This window comes from Secundilactobacillus kimchicus JCM 15530 (assembly GCF_001433995.1).
GTDB lineage: Bacteria > Bacillota > Bacilli > Lactobacillales > Lactobacillaceae > Secundilactobacillus > Secundilactobacillus kimchicus.
On the sequence record NZ_AZCX01000003.1, the window covers coordinates 134,423 to 158,150 of the forward strand.

The window sequence follows — 23,728 nt, forward strand, 5'->3', positions numbered from 1 at the left end:
CGCGACTTAAATGACGCTCGAAAGCCAATCAATCCACCTAGAACTCCCAACCGGAACGGTTAAAACAGACGTCGAAACCCGTACTCAGTTTGGTCGAAACGTGTACACTCAAGAAGTAATTACCACTAATACCCCATTGGCCGTCGTCTTCGCCAAGAGCGTCGCTGACGTCCAAGCGACAGCGCGCTACGCTAATCAGCATCACATCCCGCTGACTGTTTGGGGAGCTGGGACTTCCATTGTTAACAGTTCAGCCGGATTAACTGACGGCATCGTCTTAGACCTAAGCGGCTTAAACCACATCATCAATATCAATATTCCCAACCAGTACGCCGTTGTAGAAGCTGGCGTTCTCAACGGTGACCTCGACCAAGCTGCCCGAAAACAAGGCTACTTCTTCGCGCCGGACCCTGGCTCCAAACCCATTAGTTCAATCGGTGGCAATATCGCCACAAACGCGGGCGGTATGAGTTCCCTCAAATACGGTACGACTAAGCAATCCGTTATCGGCCTCCAAGTCGTTTTAGCTGATGGGTCACTCATAAATATTGGTAGCCACACTTTCAAAGACAATGTTGGCTATAACTTAACTGATTTATTTGTCGGTTCAGAAGGTACTCTGGGAATCATCGTCACGGCAACTGTCCGCCTGTTACCCGTGCCCTTCGGTAATCCCATTACTGGCTTAGCAACCTTCATAGATATGGCCGCCCTAAGCAAAGCCGTTCAGAAGATTTCGGGTAGTGGGTTATATCCTGCCATGCTTGAAGCCTTAAACGACACATCAATTGAAGCCCTTGATCAACTGGAGCACATTGAGCTCGCAAAAGACGGCGCCAAAGCACTCTTGATCTTTCAGCTTGACGTCGCCCCAGTTGGCGCCCTGGACGCTCTAAAACAACTATTGACCGAATCCGGTGCCCGCCAGATCAACGTCACCGACGATCCAGTGTACGCTACCAAAATCATCAAAATTCGCCAAGACTACTATCAGGCCGAGGCGGCTTACGGCCGGCTTGTGGTTGAAGACATCGCCGTTCCTCTATCCAAGTTACCTGATCTCGCCGCATTTGTCGAAACGCTTCAATTTACGACCCCCGTTAAAGTCTTTTTAGGTGGTCATGCTGGAGACGGCAATTTCCACCCCAATATTGCAATCCCTAAAGACGTCACCAGCATCCCAGAAGACGTCGAGGCCGCCATTCATAAAATTTTCGATTTTGCTTTATCAGTCGATGGCACCATTTCCGCCGAGCACGGCATTGGCGAAATCAAACACGCTTGGATTACTCCCAAATTAGGGGCAGATGTCGTCGCCATTCAGAAAAAGATCAAGGCCGATTTTGATCCAAACGGCATTTTAAATCCCGGCCGCAAGATTTAGAAAAATGCTTTTAAGCCTTGATATATCAGGAGTCTTAGGAACTAAGACACGTTAAAATCGCAGGTCTTAAACTGCCAGCTTGCAACTTTTAGCTAGGATGATATGCTTGCAATGTGATCACGAGGGTAACACCTCCAAAACAAGTTACACTCCTTAATCACACTAAGACATGCATGGCAAGTAACGGCTCCCCCACAGTCCTGATAACTTTTTATCAACTGGTCGTTATCTCAACTTGTCGGTTAACTGAGTGATCACTAACGATGCAACCTAACCCACAGCCTGAATGGCTGTGGGTTTTTTGTTTTGTGGCAAGGGCCTTCATTAACAAATGGCCGGATCAGTTCATTTAACATCCCGGGAACTTAAATCTGCTGAAAGGATCCATAACAGTTCAACTTGGTGATAGCTTTGAAAAAAGAGCCGATTTTTCTTGGGAGTGGATGTACTCAAGATCTTATTTTGAAACATCAGATCTTATTTCCCAGCACAATATCTTGGAAAACATCGCAAAATTGTTAGATGAAAACCAAATTAACTCAACCGTCACAAAAGTTCTATCGCCAATTAATGCGACTAACTTACGTCAGGCACACGAAATGGTAGAAAATGGTCATATGATGGGTAAAGTCGTTATCGTAAACAAATAGGAGACCACAAAATATGAGCATCCGAATTTTGCCGGATGCCCATATTTGTGATTACGGTAATCTCTATTCGTATCAATTTATGCTAAAATGACGACAAGTAGAGATTACCGACGCTTGAACAGCTTAGTATCAATCCCTCGATGATCTAAATTACCGAACTAAAGGTCGATTTGAGAACAAACACACCATAGCTGCCCCTACTTTGAAGCATGACTTCGAATTCAACCAATGACCCCGCTACAAATTCATTCGGTCACCTCCATGACATCGGCACCAATGAAACTAGGCGGCCAATCACCGATAGATTATCGACAATTGACCGCCTAGAAAAGACAAACAATATTCACTTTAACTTTTAAGGTATCCTTTACATCTGCCGGATACCTCGACCTTTTCGTTTAACCGATTCAAATTACTGATGATTTCTAAAATACTCCTGAGCGCCTTCAAAGAGACCAAAGGCCAAAAAGCTAAAGAGCGTCCCCAGACAAAAGAGTTTAAAGTACTCAAACCACTGTAACGTTTCAATCGTCACCAAGTCGTAAATGCCGCGAATAACCAGCAATCCAACAATGATTTGCAGGACGATAATGGTGTCACTGACAACCTTAGATAACCACTTTTCCATGGGAATCTCCAATCCAATCGTTTGATCTGTTAACGTTAATTAACACGTTAAATCAATCATCACAAATGCTCGACGGGAAGTCAAGTGACCCTAAGCCGTTAGCTCGTTTATTTCGCTGAAATTTCACCAGCTTGAACCGGATCTTCCTTCTTCAACGTGAAGGCGGCGATGACCGTCACAACAGCCACGATAGCCCCTAAGATCATGTAGGTGTGTTGGAAGCCAATTGAGTCGTACCAGTTACCAGCAACGGTTGAGAAAATGAAGACGGAAATTTGCTTGGCAAAGTTGGAGGCCAACGCATAAACCGTTGCGTAAACACGGACGTCGAACGCGCCAGCAATGTACTTCATGATTGAGACCAAAACCAATGGCATTTCAAACCCGGCTAACAACCGAAGAATGATGACAACGGCTAAGTTTGGTGCTAAAGCGCTACCAATAATCCGTGCGGCTAAGATTACCCCATAGGCAATCAAGCCATTTCGGGAACCGATCTTGTTGATCAACCAAGGCATTGGGAACATCAGCAAGAATTCCAACCCAATTTGAGCGGTTGTCATGTAGCTGTAGGCGGCTGTCCCAGCTGCGGCAGTGTCAAAGAACGTCTTAAAGAAAATGATGAACTGTTGGTCAAACACGTCGTATAGAGCGGAAGTCCCAACATAGAAGAGACACAGAATCCAGAAGTTACGCATTCTGAAGATTTGGCCAATCTGACTCATATCAAGTGAAGCGTCAGACGTGCCACCAGCGGCAGCAGCATTTTCCATATGAATCTTGTCGCTAAAGATCAAGAGCAGTGTTAAACATAGCCCCATCACACTGTTTGCCCAGAAGATTGAGTTCGGTGCCATCAAGAAAATCTGGCCCCCGACAAATGAAGCGACCATCCCGGCTAAGGAACCCCCCATCCGAGAGTGACCATATTCAAAGCCGTTCGCCAATGCAGCCCGTTGAACGTACTGTTCAATAACAGATACCCCACCATTGAAGATAAAGCTCAGGAAAATACCGGTGACAATGGCGACAAATGTGGGACTAATCCCTAATAATGGCATGAAACACCATTGAAAGTACGGTCCAATCAACATTGAAGCAACCGCAATAGTGATGATCAGGTTCTTTTTGAAGACCAATTTATCCGAAATCACCCCGAAAGCGGGTTGGAATAATAGCGAAATTCCGGCCATCATTGAGAAGACCATCCCAGCTGTTGCCCCGTTTAAATGGCCAACTTGTTCAAGCCAAAGGGTCAAATACCCGTTGATAATTTGCCACTGGAAGAAGTACGTAAAGTGGGTCAGGGGAAAGCCCCAGAAATCCTTCTTTTTCGGTTGTGCTGATTTATCCATATCCATCTAACCTCCTATAAGTAGTTGTAAGGAACTGGCTTACCAAATACCGGATAGCCGTTATCGTCATAACTAAAGGGTTTCACTAGCGTGTGCCGGTTAGGGTCGTACAGCGGGTCGCCCTTAATGTCACTGTAGTTACGGCAGTGGTACACCATGATATCCTGTTGCCCATCTTCTGAAACCGTAAATGAATTATGCCCTGGTCCTAGCTGATTAGTGCTCAGGTCACTTTGGAAAACCGGCTTCGGCGATTTTTGCCAACTAGCAGGATCTAACAGATCGCTATCATCCGCAGCGGTCAACATCCCCATGGCGTAATTCTCGTCAGTCGCACTGGCTGAATAGGTCATAAAAAACTTGTGATTTCGGTGCAAAACAGCTGGCCCTTCGTTGACCCAGAACCCTTTGATTTCCCAATCAAACTCCGGTTTGGATAACATCACCGGCTTTGTTTTGAGCGTCCATGGGTTGGCCATTTCGGCAATGTACAAATTAGAATTCCCCTTAATCGCCTTGTCCTTTTGCGCCCAAACGTAATACCGTTTGCCATTGTGCTCAAAAGTCGTCGCATCTAGGCTAAAGGTATCCTTGTCCGTTTTAACCTGTCCCCGCTCAACCCAGTTATCTTCACTAGCCATCGGATCCTCGGCGTCACATTCGATACAATACATCCGGTGGGTAAACATCCCCAGCTCGTCAAGTTCTTCCGTATCCGTTGCCGCAAAGTAAATGAACCAGTGACCGTCAATAAAGTGGAGCTCGGGCGCCCAAATTAACTTGCTCATGGCACCGCTTTCATGTTTCCGCCAAACCGTTCGCGGTGCAGCGTGGGCTAACCCATTGAGCGTCTTAGCGCGCCGAATTTCAATCAAGTTGTACGCCGGCACCGACGCAGTGAAATAGTAATAGCCATCCGTATGCTTATAAATGTACGGATCCGCCCGTTGAATAATCAGCGGGTTAATGTATGTTTCTGCCATTTATTCATTTTCTCCTTTAGCTCATTAGTCTTGTTGTTGTTTTCTTAACAAGCAACAGTCTAAAACGAATAGTAACCGCTTTCAATACCTTTTTAAGACTTTTTGATTATTTTTTCGCTTACGATAAACATATGTATCACTTAAAAAGCCCGTATTTTTAGTTTTTGTATCTTTTGATTGCTAATAATGTTATTCTTAACACATAAGATTAACTAAAAAGTGTTCCAAAAGAGGTGGCTGGTTTGCAGCTAGATATTTCGGAAAATTCATTAAATGTGTATAAAGCATTGGCGAATCCAGTGCGATTGAAGATGATTCAGATTCTGTCTCATGACAAATTAAATGTGAAAGATCTCGCAAATCGGGTTGGTTTGAGTAACACCATCACGTTGCGGCACTTACAAATTCTGGCGGATGCCGACATCATTACATTTGAAAAACAGGGACACAGTAAGGTATCCCGATTAAAAGTGGATAATATTTCTGTTCGCTTCCCCGAACGCATCTACCCATCCTTTGACGTTTACGAAACCGATATCCCAGTTGGGCACTACACGGCCTATTCGGTCGAGCCCTCTTGCGGATTGGCTGGTAAAACCGCCTATATCGGTAAGGTGGATAACCCCACTTATTTCATGGACCCCCAACGAATGGAAGCCGGCATGATTTGGTACTCCAAGGGATTCGTCGAGTATCAAGCCCCTAATTATCTACAGAAAAACGACCATTTGGAGATGTTAGACCTATCGATGGAGCTCGGTTCAGAGTTCCCCTTCTCTAACAATGTCTGGCCCTCAGACATCACCTTTTACATTAACGACGTCGAAATTGGCACCTGGACCAGTCCCGGTGACTTTTCCGATACCCGTGGTAAATACACGCCAGCCTGGGTTCCTGACAACGTCAACCAATACGGGATTCAAAAAATTCTTCGGATCACCGATCACGGTTCCTACCTGGATGGTCAACCCTTTACCAACGTCTCGTTAGGTGATTTAGATACATCCAAAACCACTTTCAAGATTCGGTTCGCCATTAAACCAGACGCTGAAAATTCAGGCGGTTGTACCATTTTTGGGAAGGGGTTCGGTAACTATGATCAAGATATTAATTTGAAGTTGTTTTATAGTTAAGCCCACGACAAAGAAGCCACGTTCGCACTTCAGCGAACGTGGCTTCTTGACGACTAGGACACAATAACACCTAGTGCATCATCTTCACTTTATAAGTTAATCGGTTGACCACCTGTCACACCATAAATCTGGCCGGTCACATAACTCGCGGCATTTGACGCTAAGAACACGTAGACTGGGGCCAGTTCAACGGGTTGACCAGCCCGTTCCATCAGAGCGTTCTGACCAAATTCCGGAATCGCCTCTTGCGGTTGACCGTGGTCAAGTTGAAGCGGCGTCCAGATTGGGCCAGGCGCCACACCATTAACCCGAATCCCCTTTTCAGCTAACTGCTTAGAAAGGCCGACCGTAAAGTTAGCAATGGCTGCTTTGCTGGCGGCATAGTCGAGCAACGTAGTCGACGGATCGAACGCCTGAACCGAGGTAGTCGTCACAACACTACTTCCGGCTGGCAAGTGTGGTAGCGCTGCTTGAACCAACGTAAACATCGAAATGATATTCACGTTAAAGGTATCTTGTAACTGCTTGGTCGTAATCTCTTCAATGGCCGGGTGGGCAATCTGTTGGGCGGCATTTAACACTAATATGTCTAACCCACCTAGTCCTTCCACGGCAGTGTCAACAATCTTACTGGTCACATGGTCATCTCGTAAGTCAGCTGGAATCAGAATCGCCTGCCGGCCCGCTGCTTCAATCGCTGCTTGAACCTCTTGAGCGTCAGCTTCCTCACCCGGGAAGAATTGAATGGCAACGTCGGCCCCTTCTTTGGCAAAGGCAATGGCAGCGGCCCGGCCGATGCCTGAATCGCCCCCGGTAACCAAGGCCCGCCGATTTTCGAGCTGGTTGTGTCCCGTATAGCTTTCTTCACCAGTATCTGGGACTGGCGTCATCTTTTGTTGCAACGCTGGGGTGTCCTGATCTTGCTTGGCAAATTTCTCCGTGTAGTAAAGCTTTCGTGGGTCCTTCAAAATTGGATCGGTCATCTGTATTCCTCGCTTTCTTATGGATTACAGTAAGCGTATCTAATTTAGGCCCTAATTTGAAGTTTTCTGCTCATTAAAATCGACATTTCGAATCACCGCGCCGCCCTTAGTCTAAATAACTTCGCGTATAATCTGCAAAGCCCGCGACATGGTAGGCGACGCCCTTTAACTTCGGGTTCACAAGATGGGCTTCTTTGACGTAGTATAACGGAATCACCCCAGTGCGCGCCTGAAGTCGGCTTTCAGCGGCCCTCAACGACCGCCAGTACGTGGTTTTACGATTAGTAGCCTGAGCCGTTTTAATAAACTGATCATAGGTTGAATCACTAAAATGGCCCGGATTCATTGTATTGCCAGTCGTCAAAATACCTAGGTAATTAATGGGGTCCGCAAAGTCGGCCAGCCAGTACCACTGACTCAAGTTGAACTGCCCCGCTGTTTTACGGCTTGAGAGTCCTTTTTCCGGTAAGTTGCTAATATTAATCTCAGTATCGGCTAAATTTTGCTGAATCTGACCTTGGAGAAACTGCGCGACATTCTTGGTGACACCCTGATCATCGCCAATTAAGCTTAACTTAACGGTTCCCGTTTGCCCTGACTCCCGCCGGCCTTGACGCCAAAGGGCTCTAGCCGTTCGAACGTCCTGCTTTGTTGACGTGCTCGTCTCCTGACTAAAATCCCGCCCGGTCGTAGGATCTATCGCCGTTTTTGGCGCCACAAAACTGCTAGCAGGCGTCGAGCCATCTGCTAACACTTTGTCAGTTAGCTGTTGGCGATTAATAACTAGCGAAATGGCCCGGCGCATTTTTGCGTTCGCCAGCGGTTGTCCGTGTCGCTGATTAACCTGCAGATAGTAGGTCCACGCCTTAGGCACCCGCTTCAAGTTCTTATTATTCTGCATTCCGCGAGCCGTCACCCCTGAGATGGTGGCGTCGTCTAACTTCCCTGACTGAAACAAATCGCTGGCTGTATTCGCTTCAGGAACGGTTGTATAGGTGATGCCATCAAGCTTCACCGCCTTTTTATCATAGTAGTGGGTGTTGGGAACCAGTCGGTATTTATTACTAGTGCCACTCCAATTCGTGATTTTAAAAGCACCGTTTGAGACCGTGTTGGCCGCATTCGTCCCATACGTGCGCCAACCAACTTTTTCAACGAATGGCTTATCCTGCGGCATGAAGACCGGCATGGTAACCAGCTTGTTAAAGTAGGTCATCGGATGATCCAAGGTGACTTGCAGTTTTTTGGTACCTAACGCTTTAACACCGAGCGTCGTATAGGACTTTTTGCCCGCGATGATGGCATCCGCGTTCTTAATTCCACTAAAAACGTAAGTATAGACTGGATTATTCTTCGGGTTCAACGACCGCTTCCATGAATATTCAAAATCCGCTGCCGTTACCGGATCACCATTGCTCCACTTGGCGTTGGTGCGGATATTAAACGTATAGGTTCGCCCGTTATTGGTCGGTTTGACCAGCTTCGTTGCCATCGCTGGCACTGGTTGATTTTGATTATTCAATCGGTACAACCCCTCGGAAATGTTAGTGAGCGTGTTAAATTCTGGCATCGTTGCTTGGTTTGTGTTGTCTAGCGTCGTCAAATCCGTCGTTTGCATCAAGTTAAGTGTTTTCGTTGAGGTCGTGGTTTGCTGACCACAAGCCGCAAGCACCATCCCAACCCCAAAGATTGACATCAACAAACCGAGTCGTTTTAATCCCTGTCTCATCGCAAATTCCTCCTCCATTATCCAGTTACTTACTAACTATTTGTCATGATACCAGAGTCCCGGATGATCAACCATCCCAAAATAAAAATCCGGATGACGTCGTGATGGCGCCATCCGGATTCCAGTCATTTATTTAATTAAAATAAGCTACCAATGTAAGCCAAGCCCAGGCCGGTCCCAATCGTTTGCCGGTTCCTAGCCAGTTGCATCTGGACCGTTGCCAGCAGTGGCGTGAGTGACTTCGTCTGGAGACGCTGCTCACTCGTTAGCGCAGCTAGCGCATCGTAGAGCACGCGAACGGCCTCTGGCTCCTTATCCGCTTGAATGAGCTTAGCGCCTGTCAGTAGCTGGGCTTCAAAGGTTGCATCCTTAACCTCATGAGCGTTATAGGCTGCATCAACTAAATCAAACAATTGAGGTACCCCTTGCTTTTGCTTAGTCATTTGACCCCACCATCCTTTAATATGGGGCTATCATACGCGCGGAAGAATCAAAATGCAATGGTGACTTACTCATCTTCCTCAGCCACTAGCGTTTCTTCAAAAACCCGCGTACCGCGGTCGATTAACTCCTGCAAAATCTGAAGTAACATCATGACCCAAACGAAGACGAGAACAAAGCCGATAATCTCAAACGCCGTTAGCGATAAGTAACCGACAACGTCAAACAAGAAATCCGCCGCGACTAAAATGATACCGACCCCATAGGAAATCCATAAAAATTCTTTTGTCATGTGGGGCAGTAACCAGCGCAACATCACAATTAGCGCAATGATGATGTAAATCAACAGCCCCGCAATTTGATCATGTAGCCAGTGATACTCGTGGTTGTTAGGAAATAACCCGACAGCGCCAACGTCAACAGCCAAGAACGTCAACATGGCTCGTAAAATGTTAAGCCGCCAGGAATGTGGGTAAACCTGATGCAGTGAGACAAAAATGTAATCGACCAACGTCACTAACAAAAAAGCCGAAACAATCAACGTCAAGTTAAATTGCCAACCCTGACTAGCGAGGTCGGTTCCCAAAAAACTAAAATTATGTTGCCACCAGCGCCGTTGACCATTTGCGGCCATTGAAATCAAGACACCACCGGCAATCAACGCCGTAAATAGCCGAACCAACGCTGAGGGAGACATCGAAAAAGCAGCCAAGATCATCACGTAATTCACAATGACTTCGAACACAAAAACTAAGATGGTTGCGGTGAGCCGATCAAACGCAGCACCCGCAAAAATACTACTTAATAGCCAAAAGAAGCCGATCAAGGCAACACCTAAAATGACGGCAAACGAGGCAATAATTGCTGGAAAATTTCGCCAGTAGATATTTTTAGAAAAAACGTTGGTCTGTTGGCGCCGACCACGGATAAAAAAGATGGTAAATAGGAGTGTCCCCACGATTGTTCCAGAAAAGATCACATCGGTTCCAATCGACGTTTCACCATTTAATTGGATTAAATTTTGGTCACGAATCCAGTAGAAAACGTTGAACAAAATACTGCATAGCAACGCCGGAATCACAAACCACCAGAAGCCAATTCGTTGGTACAAAGAAACCTCCGAATGATCGCTTTGCAGTTGAACATCAAAATTCCGGACCCGCAGTCGAACCTGGTCACCCGCCTTAACTCTCAGTTGGTTGGCCACGTTTTCTGGCACGGTTAGTTTTAAGTCTTTTTTCGTCATTTTGCCCCTCCACTACTCTATCAACTATTGTGCGGGAAACCCTAACAATGTGCAAGAGTAAAAAACTTGACAGCAACTTGATCGCCGTCAAGTTCAGATTGGACCATCCTTTGTATACTCGGGTTGTGAAATGAAGGGAGTGTTCTTGATGAATCTACAACGCTATATCCAATCGCACCAAACCGACTTAACGGTGATTTCAGCTAGTCTAATTGTTATCGGGTTTCTAAGTCGCTACGGGTTCGGGAACCTAGCCGGCTATAACGTGACTTTGGCGGTCGCTTCCATTATTGCGGTCGTTCCCATTGCGATTCATGCCTACCAGGCCTTACGGGTTCGCGTCATTAGTATTGACCTATTAGTCACGATTGCCGTCATCGGCGCGTTTATTATCGGTGAGTATAACGAATCCGCGATTGTTACCTTTTTATTCTTGTTTGGTGCCTATCTCGAGCAACGGACGCTCAATAAAACCCGAGAGTCCATTAAAACCCTAACAGAAATGGCCCCGACAACCGCGCTCGTGATAGCCGAAGACGGCACGACCACGACAACAGATGTTGACGACGTCGAAATTGGCGATCACGTGCTCGTTAAAACGGGAGCCAACGTGCCAGTCGATGGCCAAATTATCGATGGTACCGGCTACTTTAACGAAGCCGTTATTACGGGGGAATCCAAAGTGGTCTCAAAACGCCCCGGTGATTCAGTCTTTGCGGGTGCGATGTTGAGCAACGGCACCGTGACGCTAACCGCTACCCAAGTCGGCGAAGACACCACATTCGGTAAGATTATCGAATTAGTAGAAGATGCTCAAGATACGAAGTCGAAGGCGGAAAGCTTCATTGACCGGTTTGCCCAGTATTACACCCCAGCAGTCTTAATCATTGCCGTCCTCGTCTATTTGTTCACCCACAACTTTGAAACGGCCATCACCGTCCTCGTGCTGGGTTGCCCTGGTGCGCTGGTTATCGGCGCCCCCGTTTCAAACGTTGCAGGGATCGGAAACGGCGCCAAGCGTGGCATTCTAGTCAAGGGTGGCGCCGTGATGGACGACTTTGCCAAAGTTGACACCTTTGTCTTCGACAAGACCGGAACGCTGACGACGGGACAAACCGCTGTCACACAGGTCAAAGCTTATACGGCTAATCCCAAACTTGCCTTGGCGTTGACAGCCCGTGGTGAGCAACACTCCGATCATCCCCTCGGCCACGCCGTCTTGACGTATGCCAAGGCGCAATCACTAGCGTATCAATCCTTACCCGTCACCAGCGATCGGACCATTAAAGGCCAGGGCCTCGAGCTGACCATCGATGATTATCAAGTCTTAATTGGAAATGAACGCTTGTTAACAACCCATGAAGTCGGGTTAACGCCGCCACAGCAATCTGACCTACAGGCCATTCAAGCAACCGGCAGCTCTGTCATTCTAGTCGCAGTAAACGGTCAGCTTAGTTTAATTCTCGGGATTGCCGATGCTGTCAGACCCGAAGTTAAGGGGCAACTGCAAGCACTACGTGATCGGGGCACCCGCCACCTAGTCATGTTAACCGGGGACAACCAGGTCACGGCCAATAACGTGGCCCAACAAGTTGGCATTGATACTGTTCATGCTGAATTATTACCCGAACAAAAAGTTGATTATATCAAGCAAATGCAAAAAGCTGGTCACCGCGTGGCCTTTGTGGGGGATGGCATCAACGACAGCCCCGCCATTGCAACGGCCAACATCGGCATCGCAATGGGGAGCGGGACCGATGTGGCGATTGAAACCTCAGACGTGGTCTTAATGCAATCGTCGTTTCAATCCCTTGTTCACGCCTACGCACTTGCTAAGAAGACCGTCTTGAATACGCAAGAAAACATCGTGATTGCCGTTGGCGTCGTACTGTTCTTATTGATCGGATTAATCGCTGGATTTATCTACATGGCCAGCGGAATGTTCGTTCACGAAGCTAGCATTCTCGTTGTGATTTTTAACGCCATGCGGCTGATTCGCTTCGGTAGCACGCCCAACGTCAAAAAAGCGCCCCAAAAGACCACGGACTTGACTTAGATCAATTTCAAAGAGGCGGACCAGCGCTAAACTGGTTATAAATTAAAGGAGGCCATGATGATGACAAAACGCGCAATCTTACAACTAGACGGACTGACTTGTCCGTCATGCATGACAAAAATCGAAAAGGGACTCACTGGTCAACCCGGCGTTGAAGCCGTGAAGGTACTATTTAACGCCAGTAAGGTCAAAGCCGACTTTGACGACAGTCAAACGGATGCTGAGACTTTAGCAACCGTCGTCGATAAACTCGGCTTCCCTGTGAAAACAATCAAAACAAAGTAGGAGGTCTCACCCATGACAACCGTAGAAGCGCAATACCAAGCTGAAATCAAACAAGCCGAGCTTGATCACCATACCCCAACGGCTGGTGCAATGGCCGGACACATCGTTGCCAACTTACACGTCTTTGACGTCAAACTCCATCAAGCCAAGTGGTTTTTAAAGGGCCCACAAAGTATCGCATTGCGTCCCCTTTACGAGCAACTGATTGAGCAGGATCGTCACGATTACGACGTTCTAGCTGAAAGCCTACTTGATGAAAATGAACTGCCGCCTTCAACCACCGCCGAATACGGTGAGTACGCCATGCTAGAAGAAGATGGTCGCACTAAGTACAAGCCGGCCGATGATATCGTCAACGAAACCATTCACGATCTCAACACGCAAAACCTGTTTATTACCCGGGCAATAAAATTGGCCAATAACGAAGATCGCCCCGCTATGGCTGCGCTCTTAACCACGCTTTTGAGCCATAACAATCATAGTATCCGCCAACTTCAAGCTGTTCTGGGTCACAACGCCTGGGACGGGTTAGTTGAAGAAGACGACGACTAATCACCAAGTGCTACTAAACCCAACGCTTTAAGGTTCACTAGCGTTGGGTCTTTTTTTGTCACGGCATTATTTCCTAGCCGATTGTCCGTTTCGTCACCCCGCCTGCCCATTCACCCGATTTTCCCACACCGTAGCAAATTGTCGGAATTTTTAGCTCATTATCAAGGGAATCTCCTAATTTTTATACACTTTAGGAATATATACTTAAAAAGATTGCTAAACCCGATAAATGAGAATAAGATTAGAGAAAACTTTTTTGAGTTCTCATTTAAACAGAGGGTGGTCACAATATGTCTAAACAACTGCCGTTAACGCACACAATGTATTCCCCCACGTTTGAGCACGCCGCTTGTGGGATGGGCTTCATCGCCCAGGTGGATGGTCAAGCATCCCATGAATTGGTCGAACAAGGGCTCACGATGCTCCAGCGGATGAATCACCGGGGTGGTACGGGGGCCGAACCCGATACCGGCGATGGTGCTGGTATCCTGATGGCGCTGCCCGACGACTTTTTTCGTCAGACATTTGCCAAGCAATCATTGACTTTGCCAGCAGCCGGCGATTACGCCGTTGCTCAATTATTCTTAGCACATGATTCAAGTGAGCGCGCTGCCGTTTTAGATTCTGCAAAACAGCAAATTCAGCTCAACGGTTTTACGGTCCTTGGCGAACGAACCGTTCCCTTTATCTTCGAAAACTGCGGGCCAGGCGCCCAACAGTCCATGCCCGGATTCGTTCAGCTCATTATTGAGCGCCCTGCTGACGTTCAACCAGGACGGCCATTTGAAGACCAACTATACTTCTTACGACGCGACTTAGAAAAAGCCTTCGATCGGTCAAGCCTCTCCATTTGCTCACTGTCCAGTCAAACAATCGTTTATAAAGGCCAATTACACGCCTATCAAGTGGGACTATTTTACCCTGATCTGCATGATCCTAACTTAAAAAGTGCCATCTGTCTCATTCATTCTCGCTTTTCTACGAACACGTTTCCCAGTTGGGACCGGGCGCAACCGTACCGCTTCCTAGCTCATAACGGTGAAATCAACACCCTAAAAGGCGCCGAAAACTGGATGACAAGCCACGGTATTGCGATCTACGACGAGGCGGCTTCTGATTCTGCCAAGCTAGAAAACTGCATGGAATACCTCTACCGCCACGGTCGCACGATTCCAGAAGCGTTGCTGATGTTAGTCCCAGAAGCGTTTGAAGCGAACCCCAAACTATCGGCCGCTCAGCGCGCTTTTGACGAGTATCATGCCAGTTTTGTGACTCCTTGGGACGGCCCCGCAGCCCTGTGTTTCACCGACGGGATTCAAGTTGGCGCTTACCTCGACCGGAACGGGTTACGACCATCGCGGTTTACGTTAACCAAGGACAATCTCTTGGTGGTCGCTTCTGAATCCGGCGTCGTGGACATTGACCCCGGTGACATTCAAGAAAAAGGCATCTTAGGCCCCGCTGAAATGCTGTTGGTCGACACGCACGAGGGCCGGTTATACCGATCCGATGAGCTAAAGGCCAAGTATGCCAATCAGTATCCGTACGAACAATGGCTAGCCGCTAATTTGTTACCCTTAGAAGCGCTCCCGGACGTTAAGCCGGAACCAGAATTATCCGAGGCGGCTTTACAGGACCTCTGGTTGAGAAACGGCTACACCCAAGAAGTGATCGAAACAGATTTAATTCCAATGGCTCAAGACGGCCACGAACCCACTGTTGCGATGGGCTTTGACTCACCGTTGGCCGTTCTAAGCCACCATTCACAGTCCCTGTTCACGTACTTCAAACAGGCCTTTGCCCAAGTGACAAACCCGCCAATTGACCCGATTCGTGAAAAGGACGTCATTAGTACCGCTCTGTACTTGGGACGTGACGATGACGTCACTCAGACAACGGCGAAAAACTGCCAAAAACTGCGAATTCGTCAGCCCATTCTATCGGACCTTGATTATGCGAAGGTGCTCGGATTAGACCTGCCCACCCTCAAGGTCACTAAGATTCCGTTAGCTTACGACCTAACAGAGACGCCCAACCGCCTCATGCACGCTCTCGACCACTTGTTTACACGAGCTGAAAATGCCATTAACGATGGCAGCACCATTCTCGTGTTGTCCGACCGACCTGTGGGGCAAAACCAGCTCAGTATCCCAATCCTACTGGCCGTCTCTGGTCTGCACAACTACCTCGTTAGCCAGGGTAAAGCCGCTGCCGTTTCACTGGTAGCCGACACTGCTGAAGCGTGCGAAATTCACCATTTTGCCTGTTTACTGGGTTATGGGGCAGCCGCCATTCATCCGTATGGGGCATTTGCCACCCTCAAGCAACGCCGCATGGGCGATTTGATCGACAACTACTGCAAAGCTGGAACGGCCGGCATTATTAAAATCATGAGTCGGATGGGCATCTCCACCATCGCAGGTTACCAAGGGGCGCAACTGTTTGAGGCCATCGGATTGTCGGAATCACTCGTCAATCAGTACTTTACAGGTACCATGAGCCGAATTGGTGGCTTAACCCTCGACCAACTAGAAACCGAATACTTGGCAAAATACCGGGTCACGACAAGCACCCACAAAAGCGATGATCTCCCTTCCGGTGGTAGCTTCCAGTTCAAGGCTGACGGCGAATACCACCTCTATCACCCAGAATCGGTCTATCAGTTTCAAAAGGCCGTTCGAACTGGTGATTATCAAGCCTATCAAGCTTACGCAACGGCGATGAACCAACGGGCTCAAGCAGATCCTACCACCTTACGAGACACTTGGGAACTTGTGACCAGCAATCGGCCAGCCGTTCCCATCAACGAAGTCGAGCCGGTCAGCAGCATTGTGACACATTTCAAGTCCGGCGCTATGAGTTTTGGCGCCCTGTCTCAAGAGGCTCACGAAACAATTGCGATTGCCATGAATTCAATCGGCGCCATGAGCAACTCCGGTGAAGGGGGCGAAGCGGCCAGCCGGTTCAAGACGGGACCCGATGGTTTAAACCGCAATAGTCGCATCAAGCAGGTTTCCACCGCCCGGTTTGGTGTGAACACCGAGTACCTCATGAGCGCTGATGAGATCCAAATTAAGATGGCCCAGGGCGCTAAGCCTGGTGAAGGCGGCCAGTTACCCGCCAATAAAGCCTACCCGTGGGTGGCCAACATTCGGGGGTCCATCGCTGGGGTCCAATTAATTTCACCACCACCTCACCATGACATTTATTCGATTGAAGACCTTGCGCAGCTAATTTACGACTTAAAGCAGGTCAACCCCTACGCTAAAATCAACGTGAAGCTTGTCTCGTCCACCGGCGTTGGGACCATTGCGGCCGGGGTCGTTAAAGCAGGAGCCGACACGGTCGTTATCTCCGGCTACGATGGCGGGACGGGCGCCGCTCCACGGAACTCAACGCGAGACTGCGGATTGCCATGGGAAATGGGGCTCGCCGAAGCCCACCAAACGTTAGCCATGAACCGCCTTCGGCAACGCACAACCCTCGAAGTAGACGGCAAGCTATTAACTGGCCGAGACATTGCCATTGCCGCTATGTTAGGGGCTGAATCGTTCAGCTTTGCGACCCTCACCATGATTGCGATTGGCTGCGTGATGATGCGTAAATGTAATTTGAACACTTGTCCAATTGGCATTGCAACGCAAAATCCGGAGCTTCGTAAGCTGTTTGCGGGCAAGCCGGAACACGTGGTTAACATGATGCATTTTCTGGCTCAGGACCTCCGCGAAATTATGGCCAAGCTGGGCTATCGAACGCTCAACGAACTCGTAGGCCACGGCGAGCATTTAAAAGCCCGCTACTTCCCATCTGGCAAGGCCAAGAACTTGAACTACGACCGAATCATTGATAAAACACTCCCAATTGAGCGAAAAGTCGACGATCCGTTCAAGCCTAAAACGAATTGGCCTGCACTTGATCAAATGAGTGCCGCTTATTTGTCCTCTGGTAAGTCCGTCACCATGAACTTACCAATCGGCAACGTTGACCGGGCCGCTGGTACCCGAATTGGCGGCTGGGTCGCCAGCCACTTTGGTAACCATACGCTAAAACCCGGACTCCTTAACTACCACTACACCGGGATTGCCGGACAGAGCTTTGGGGCCTTTATCACGCAAGGGCTCGAACTGACGCTCACCGGCGAAGCTAACGATTACGCTGGCAAGGGCCTGTCGGGTGGCCGAATCATTATCGCTGCACCGAAAAACGCCGAAAACTTGTACGCCCATTCCCCAATCGTGGGTAACGTGGCGTGCTTTGGCGCAACGAGTGGTGAAGCCTACTTTAATGGTCGGGCTGGTGAACGGTTCGCCGTCCGGAATTCCGGCGCCACCATCGTGGTCGAAGGGATTGGCAACAACGGTTGCGAATACATGACTGGCGGAACCGCCGTCATCTTAGGGCGCGTTGGCCGAAACTTTGCGGCTGGTATGTCCGGCGGGATTGCGTATGTCTATGACTGGGCAAACGATTTTACTGAAAATTGCAATCAAGAGCTCGTCGACTTATTGCCCCTGACCGATTCGACGGATGAAACGCACCTTAAAGCCATTATTAGCGATCACTACCGCTACACCAACTCAAGTCAAGCTGCAAAAATTTTGACCAACTGGGACACGGAAAAACGGCACTTTATCAAGGTCTATCCACGGGACTACCACCGGATGTTGGATTACATTCAACAGTTCCGTCAAGCAGGTCTCGCAACCGACGCCGCCGTCCAAGAGGCCTTTAATGCAGCAACCGGACAGAACTAGGAGGCATTTTATGGCTGATCCATACGGTTTTTTGAAATATGAACGACAAGACAATCCCATGCGGCCCATTGAGGACCGAATTTTAGACTTCAACGTCATGGAACTCGACCTTAACGAGGCCGACCGTCGGCAACAAGCGGCGCGCTGCATGAACTGCGGGATTCCCTTTTGCCACCATGGTATCTTTTACGCTGGCGGGCGAGCTGTTAGTGGTTGCCCGAACGACAACCTAATTCCAGAGTGGAACGACCTGGTCTACAAAGACCGGGATCGCGAAGCTTTCGACCGACTAACCAAGACGAACGCCCTGCCTGATATGACCGGCCGGGTGTGTCCAGCCCCCTGTGAAGTGGCCTGTGTTCAGGCTCTAAACGGCTCAGGGATCACCATCCGAAATAACGAAAAATACATTATTGAAACGGCCTTTAAAAACGACTGGGTTGTTGAATCTGGCAAACCTGCCCGACGAACTGGTCGTCGCATTGCCGTCATTGGTAGCGGCCCCGCAGGAATTTCTGCAGCATGGCGGCTCAACCAACTTGGCCATTCTGTCACCATCTATGAACGCGCCGACCACGCTGGCGGTTTTCTCATGTATGGCATTCCAAACATGAAGCTGCCGAAAACCATCGTTGAACGCCGCATTCAAGCTATGCGCGACGTTGGCATCCAGTTTGTTTTGAACACTGAAGTTGGCACCGACATCACCATAGCCGAGTTAAAAGCCGAATACGATCGCATCATTGTCTGCGTCGGCGCTCGCCAGGCCCGAGACCTTAACGTTGATGGCCGTGAGTTGACGGGAATTCATCAGGCGGTTGACTACCTGTCAACCGCGACTCGAAGCGTCCTTAAAAATGGGCCTAAAGCCACTCACGACCTCGCTGGTCAAACGGTGTTGGTCTTAGGCGGTGGTGACACCGGAAATGACTGTATTGCGACAGCCATTCGTCAAGGCTGTGCTAACGTGATCCAACTGGAAATCGGGACTAAACCACCCGTTGAACGACTGGCTTCAAACCAGTGGCCAGAATGGCCGATGGTCCTTAAAAATGGCTACGGTCAGCTGGAAGCCCAAGCAAAATTCGGGGAAATCACAACCTATTCACAAACTGTCACCCGGTTTTTTGGTGAAAACGGTCAGCTAACTGGCGCTGAAATCAGCGACGTGGACCACTTTAAGCCAATTCCTGGATCGCAACGCCGGGTTGACGTTGACCTGGTCTTGCTAGCCATGGGCTTCACCGGAGCGGAAAAACCCTTATTAGACGCCTTGGGCATCACTAAGATGAACGACGATTACACCACCAATGATAACCAGATCTTCACTGCTGGTGACTGCCACCGCGGCCCAAGCCTCGTCATCTGGGGCATCTATGAGGGCCGAATGTGTGCTGAAAAAATCGACGCGTCATTTGAAATGATGGCTAGCAGTCAGGTGTGAGGACCCTCACTGAAAACAACCCATTACCACCGTCAAGCCCGGCTTATCCCCAATCGATAAGCCGGGCTTTATCGAGCTGTTTCAGCCAAGTCATTCCGCTTGCTTTCCTTCAAAAATCAGTCATACTGGCTTCCAAAAGAAAGGGGGGAATGCCGCTATGACAACTGACCGCGAACTCGTGACAAGCCAACTCTACAACCTTATTTTAGCGCGGGGCACCCGGTCTTTCGAACGGCAGCAGCTTCAGGCTGCTCGCCACGCTCTTGAGGCCGGGGCACCCCTCAAGCAGACCTTGGCGGACCTGCAATTTCAACTTCGACCGCTTGCCTGGCGTGATAATTTGACACCTGACGTGGCTGACTTTTACGTTGAACTGACCGGTGACACGGCCAGTTCAACAATAAAGCAACCATTAGCTACCACCACGGAAAACGAAGAAACAGCGATTTTTGCCGGCGGTTGCTTTTGGTGCATGGTTGAACCCTTTGAGACCCGCCCCGGGATTAACCGGGTAACATCTGGATACACCGGGGGGAAAACTTCTCACCCCACCTACGATGAAGTCCTCGCTGGCGGGACCGGCCACGTGGAGGCCGTTGAAATTAAGTTTGATCCGACCAAAATCGCCTATGAAGAGCTGGTGACACTCTACTGGCAGATTAGTGATCCAACCGATGATCAGGGTCAATTTCAGGACCGCGGTCCTCAGTACCGGCCGGCCATTTTTGTCCAAAACCAGGCGCAAGAAACCATTGCGACTGCCTCAAAACAAGCCTTGATCACAAGTGGCCGTTATCGCGATCCCATCATAACTCCAGTCTTACCGGCCCAACCCTTTTGGCCGGCGGAAAACTACCACCAACAGTTTTATTTGAAACAATCTAAGCGGTACAAGGCCATCAATCGCGCCCGGAACCAGTTACGAAAAACCGGCCAACTTCAAAACCGACTCCATCACTTCATTCACCGCTAACTCATTAACGCAAAAACGACTCACCTAACTTCTGGTCACCGATACCACTGCGGTTAACCGGCCCGAATTAGGTGAGTCGTTTTGTTTTATAGTTAGTTAGCCTTGACTTCAGCTAACTAATAGGATAATCTGTCAGTCGGTCTTTAGGAATCCGACAATCGTTTACGCCATTGTCATTGTCAGTTGACCCAAGCTTGTAATCTCGCCAGTCAAAACGTCACCCGGCTTTAAGAAGACCTGTGGATCGCGACCCACACCAGTGCCGCTTGGGGTCCCCGTGTAAATCAAATCACCTGGCTGCAAGTTGACGATACTAGACAAATAAGCAATCAAATCCTGGATTTTGAAAATCATCTGACTTAGCGGTGCTTGTTGAACAATTTCACCGTTCAACTTGGTCGTAATGACTTCATTGTCTAAATCGGGAATTTCGTCCAACGTCGTCAAGACGTTACCCAAAACACCGTAGTTTTCAAACGACTTTCCCATTGAAAATTGCGGCGTTGAGTTGGCAAACTGCACGTCACGGTCCGACAAGTCTTCACCAACAGTGACGCCAGCCACGTAGTCAAGGGCTGATTCTTTGCTGATGTTACGGCCTGCCTGACCAATCACAACGACTAGTTCGGTTTCCCAGTCCGTTTTTGGGCCGTGAAGTTGAACCGTCGTGTTAGCAGGCGCTAAACAACTGCTGAATTTGGTAAAAATACTAGGCACTTTGGGCAGCTTCTCATGAATCTCAGCGGAGTGGTCTGCAAAGTTCATGCCAACCGCAAAAATTTGTCGTGGTTCGTTGACCAGCAACCCCAAGTTCGCTGGTTGATACTCATCGACATCGGAGACCTTTGCGGTTTCTGAGAACTTTGGCATGGCCATTTCGTAAGGTTGAAGCCCCAACACTCGGCGGCCTTTTGTGGCGCTTTCCAGTATAAAAGCTTCGCCTTGAACATTTGCAATTTTCAATATGATCACCTCAAAATCTCATTATACGCTATGATCAGTGGTTTGTGTGGAACTGTCGCTAACTGTCAGTTGTTAACGGCGAGTGGTCGTTAGTCATCGATGACCCATTCCCACCGCAGTTCTCACCAAAATACAATCTTTGGCAATGCCAGATCAGCGGGTCCTAGTATCATCCGAGTCGTCTATCCCAATCGAACCATGACCAAGTGCTACGATACTAACGTAAGCTCAACACGAAAGGAGTTGTGACCTCCCATGGATGCCACTCAAGAACCAACAAGTTCAATGCTTGATATGTTTCGCTTTGTCTTTGGCAAAGTTCTAAAAAACCGCTGGCTACTTATTTTAAACGTGGCCGCGTTAACCATCATTACGCTGTTACAATTCGTGGTGCCACAAATTGAACAGTATATTATCGATAGTGTGATCCCTAATAAAAACCTAACTTGGCTCGCGCAAGCCATCGCCCTGCTGCTTGGCTCAGCCGTTGCGCTTGGGATCTTCAACTACCTGTCAACCTACTACATGACCGTCATGAGTCAAGCGGCCATTTTTGACTTACGAGACGATCTCTACCGGCATATTCTCAGTCAAGATACCCGCTTCTTTGAATCCAGTCGAACCGGTGACTTGATGACCCGTCTGACCAGCGATATTGGCAATCTGCAAAGTTTGATTTCCGCCAACATGTTGGGCATCGTGGGAAACCTGTTCACCTTCGTTGGGGTGCTCATTTTTATTTACTGGATTAATTGGCAAATGGCCCTAGCGGTTACCCTGACCTTCCCACTGGAATTCTTACTGTACCGCGTTTTCCGCGGGCGCATTCACAGTGCGTTTCAGCGGGCTCGGGCGTCACAAGCGCGAATGTCTAACCAGATGCAACAGACTTTGACGCAAATTGACCTGATCAAGAGCTACACCAGTGAGGACCTGGAAGCCGACCAATTTGACCACGTCTCTGACGAAAACCGAAAAAACATGGTGGCTGCCGGCCGCAATCAAGCCATTTTTTCACCATTGGTTGACGGGATCAACACGCTAGGAATCGCCATTGTCCTCTTACTTGGCGCCTACTTCATTATTAACGACCAGTTAAAAATTGGGCAAATGGTGGCCTACTTAAGCTATGTCGCCATGGTTCAAGCACCCATTAGCTCCCTGACCCGACTGCTAAACCAGTTGCAACAAGCCCAAGTATCCTATGGGCGGGTCCGCGCGATTTTAGACTCAACGCCCCAGCTTAAAAACGCCGCTAACCCCGTGGCATTTCCCAAACTCCAGCACGGGATCACTTTGGATCACGTGACGTTTAACTACGACCACTCCAAGAACCCCCACAACGCGACGGTAACCGACGTTAGTTTCCAAATTCCGTATGGTGAAACCACAGCGCTAGTGGGTCACTCTGGCTCGGGCAAGACGACGCTGACCCGTTTAATTGACCGGCTATACGATCTCAACGGTGGCGATATTTTATTTGACGATACCTCAATTAAAACCATCGACATTAAGTCGCTACGCGAAAACGTCGCCATCGTCTCCCAAGACGTCTTTGTTATTGATGGCTCCATCCGTGACAACGTGGTTTACGGCCGTCAAGATGCCAGTGACGATGATGTCTTGCAAGTATTAAAACTAGCGGACTTAGCCGATTTTGTTAACGGCCTCAGTGACGGGCTGGATACTCAGGTGGGTGAACGCGGTGTCAAACTGTCAGGCGGTCAAAAGCAGCGCCTCTCCATTGCCCGCGCCCTGTTAAAAGACGCCCCAATTATTATTTTAGACGAAGCCACTGCTAGCTTGGATAACGAGTCAGAAAAGGCCATTCAGCACGCCTTAGACAACTTATTAAAGTCCAGAACGGCCCTCGTAATTGCCCACCGACTGTCGACAATTCACAACGCCGACCAGATTGTCGTCTTGGATGACGGTCAAGTTGTCGAAACTGGCAACCACGCGACTTTGATGGCGAAAAACGGAGCGTATGCGGCCCTGTATAATGCCCAGTTTGAATAACTTGGGACTTCTAATTGAAAAAATCGCTTTACAATTAGAATTTGATGAGTTAATATACTTGTAAATTAAAAAGCGATGAAAAGCAGGAGTAGATAAGTGCTCACCTGTAGCGAGTTTCCGGTTGGTGAAAGGAAATGATGGGTGCTCATT

Annotated in this window: 18 protein-coding genes and 1 other annotated feature (1 of these 19 only partly in view); of the genes, 10 read left to right on the plus strand and 8 right to left on the minus strand. The window is 48.7% G+C overall.

Features of this window, described 5'->3' with window-relative positions; all coding sequences use genetic code 11:
* Window positions 1–10: 10 nt before the first annotated feature.
* A complete protein-coding gene (locus tag FC96_RS05220) occupies window positions 11–1,384 on the plus strand; it encodes an FAD-binding oxidoreductase (RefSeq protein WP_054660190.1) in 1,374 nt (457 codons plus the stop codon).
* A 386-nt stretch (window positions 1,385–1,770) separates the two neighbouring features.
* Window positions 1,771–2,034 carry a zinc-binding dehydrogenase gene (locus FC96_RS05225; protein WP_268872572.1) on the plus strand — a complete coding sequence of 88 codons (264 nt, stop codon included), beginning with the start codon at window positions 1,771–1,773 and terminating at the stop codon, window positions 2,032–2,034.
* Between the two features lie 412 nt (window positions 2,035–2,446).
* Here the strand turns inward: FC96_RS05225 and FC96_RS05230 are convergent, their stop codons facing one another.
* The 3 genes from FC96_RS05230 to FC96_RS05240 all read right to left on the minus strand — a co-directional run bounded on the left by FC96_RS05230 (window position 2,447) and on the right by FC96_RS05240 (window position 5,000).
* A complete protein-coding gene (locus FC96_RS05230) occupies window positions 2,447–2,662 on the minus strand; it encodes a hypothetical protein (protein ID WP_054660194.1) in 216 nt (71 codons plus the stop codon).
* Between the two features lie 107 nt (window positions 2,663–2,769).
* A complete protein-coding gene (locus FC96_RS05235) occupies window positions 2,770–4,017 on the minus strand; it encodes an oligosaccharide MFS transporter (RefSeq protein WP_082593335.1) in 1,248 nt (415 codons plus the stop codon).
* 14 nt (window positions 4,018–4,031) lie between these two features.
* Window positions 4,032–5,000: a glycoside hydrolase family 43 protein gene (locus FC96_RS05240; protein ID WP_056942261.1), complete on the minus strand. Its 969-nt coding sequence runs from the start codon at window positions 4,998–5,000 to the stop codon at window positions 4,032–4,034.
* A 242-nt stretch (window positions 5,001–5,242) separates the two neighbouring features.
* Between FC96_RS05240 and FC96_RS05245 the strand changes: the two genes are divergently transcribed.
* A complete protein-coding gene (locus tag FC96_RS05245) occupies window positions 5,243–6,133 on the plus strand; it encodes an ArsR/SmtB family transcription factor (RefSeq protein ID WP_056942262.1) in 891 nt (296 codons plus the stop codon).
* 89 nt (window positions 6,134–6,222) lie between these two features.
* Here FC96_RS05245 and FC96_RS05250 read toward each other — a convergent pair whose 3' ends face one another.
* The 4 genes from FC96_RS05250 to FC96_RS05265 all read right to left on the minus strand — a co-directional run bounded on the left by FC96_RS05250 (window position 6,223) and on the right by FC96_RS05265 (window position 10,532).
* On the minus strand, window positions 6,223–7,116 hold the full coding sequence (locus tag FC96_RS05250) for an SDR family oxidoreductase (protein ID WP_054660196.1): 894 nt from the start codon (window positions 7,114–7,116) through the stop codon (window positions 6,223–6,225).
* A 106-nt stretch (window positions 7,117–7,222) separates the two neighbouring features.
* The gene (locus tag FC96_RS05255) at window positions 7,223–8,845 is read right to left on the minus strand and encodes a peptide ABC transporter substrate-binding protein (protein ID WP_056942263.1); all 1,623 of its coding nucleotides are present in this window, start codon (window positions 8,843–8,845) and stop codon (window positions 7,223–7,225) included.
* Between the two features lie 137 nt (window positions 8,846–8,982).
* Window positions 8,983–9,288 carry a hypothetical protein gene (locus FC96_RS05260; protein WP_054660198.1) on the minus strand — a complete coding sequence of 102 codons (306 nt, stop codon included), beginning with the start codon at window positions 9,286–9,288 and terminating at the stop codon, window positions 8,983–8,985.
* 65 nt (window positions 9,289–9,353) lie between these two features.
* Entirely contained in the window at window positions 9,354–10,532 is a 1,179-nt protein-coding gene (locus FC96_RS05265) for a hypothetical protein (RefSeq protein WP_056942264.1), read from the minus strand.
* Between the two features lie 148 nt (window positions 10,533–10,680).
* Between FC96_RS05265 and FC96_RS05270 the strand changes: the two genes are divergently transcribed.
* The 6 genes from FC96_RS05270 (at window position 10,681) to msrA (ending at window position 20,596) form a co-directional block, all read left to right on the plus strand.
* The gene (locus FC96_RS05270) at window positions 10,681–12,588 is read left to right on the plus strand and encodes a heavy metal translocating P-type ATPase (RefSeq protein WP_056942265.1); all 1,908 of its coding nucleotides are present in this window, start codon (window positions 10,681–10,683) and stop codon (window positions 12,586–12,588) included.
* Window positions 12,589–12,648: 60 nt separating this feature from the next.
* Window positions 12,649–12,873 carry a heavy-metal-associated domain-containing protein gene (locus FC96_RS05275; RefSeq protein ID WP_054660206.1) on the plus strand — a complete coding sequence of 75 codons (225 nt, stop codon included), beginning with the start codon at window positions 12,649–12,651 and terminating at the stop codon, window positions 12,871–12,873.
* A 12-nt stretch (window positions 12,874–12,885) separates the two neighbouring features.
* Window positions 12,886–13,425: a ferritin-like domain-containing protein gene (locus FC96_RS05280; RefSeq protein WP_054660208.1), complete on the plus strand. Its 540-nt coding sequence runs from the start codon at window positions 12,886–12,888 to the stop codon at window positions 13,423–13,425.
* A 290-nt stretch (window positions 13,426–13,715) separates the two neighbouring features.
* On the plus strand, window positions 13,716–18,179 hold the full coding sequence (gene gltB, locus FC96_RS05285; RefSeq protein ID WP_056942266.1) for a glutamate synthase large subunit: 4,464 nt from the start codon (window positions 13,716–13,718) through the stop codon (window positions 18,177–18,179).
* A 10-nt stretch (window positions 18,180–18,189) separates the two neighbouring features.
* Window positions 18,190–19,623: a glutamate synthase subunit beta gene (locus tag FC96_RS05290; protein ID WP_056942267.1), complete on the plus strand. Its 1,434-nt coding sequence runs from the start codon at window positions 18,190–18,192 to the stop codon at window positions 19,621–19,623.
* Window positions 19,624–19,780: 157 nt separating this feature from the next.
* Window positions 19,781–20,596, plus strand: coding sequence for a peptide-methionine (S)-S-oxide reductase MsrA (gene msrA, locus FC96_RS05295; protein WP_056942268.1), 816 nt, complete (start codon window positions 19,781–19,783; stop codon window positions 20,594–20,596).
* A 162-nt stretch (window positions 20,597–20,758) separates the two neighbouring features.
* Here msrA and FC96_RS05300 read toward each other — a convergent pair whose 3' ends face one another.
* Entirely contained in the window at window positions 20,759–21,559 is an 801-nt protein-coding gene (locus FC96_RS05300) for a fumarylacetoacetate hydrolase family protein (RefSeq protein ID WP_056942269.1), read from the minus strand.
* 255 nt (window positions 21,560–21,814) lie between these two features.
* Between FC96_RS05300 and FC96_RS05305 the strand changes: the two genes are divergently transcribed.
* Window positions 21,815–23,578, plus strand: coding sequence for an ABC transporter ATP-binding protein (locus tag FC96_RS05305; protein ID WP_056942270.1), 1,764 nt, complete (start codon window positions 21,815–21,817; stop codon window positions 23,576–23,578).
* Between the two features lie 66 nt (window positions 23,579–23,644).
* Window positions 23,645–23,728: a binding site (T-box leader), on the plus strand (it continues 148 nt past the right edge of the window).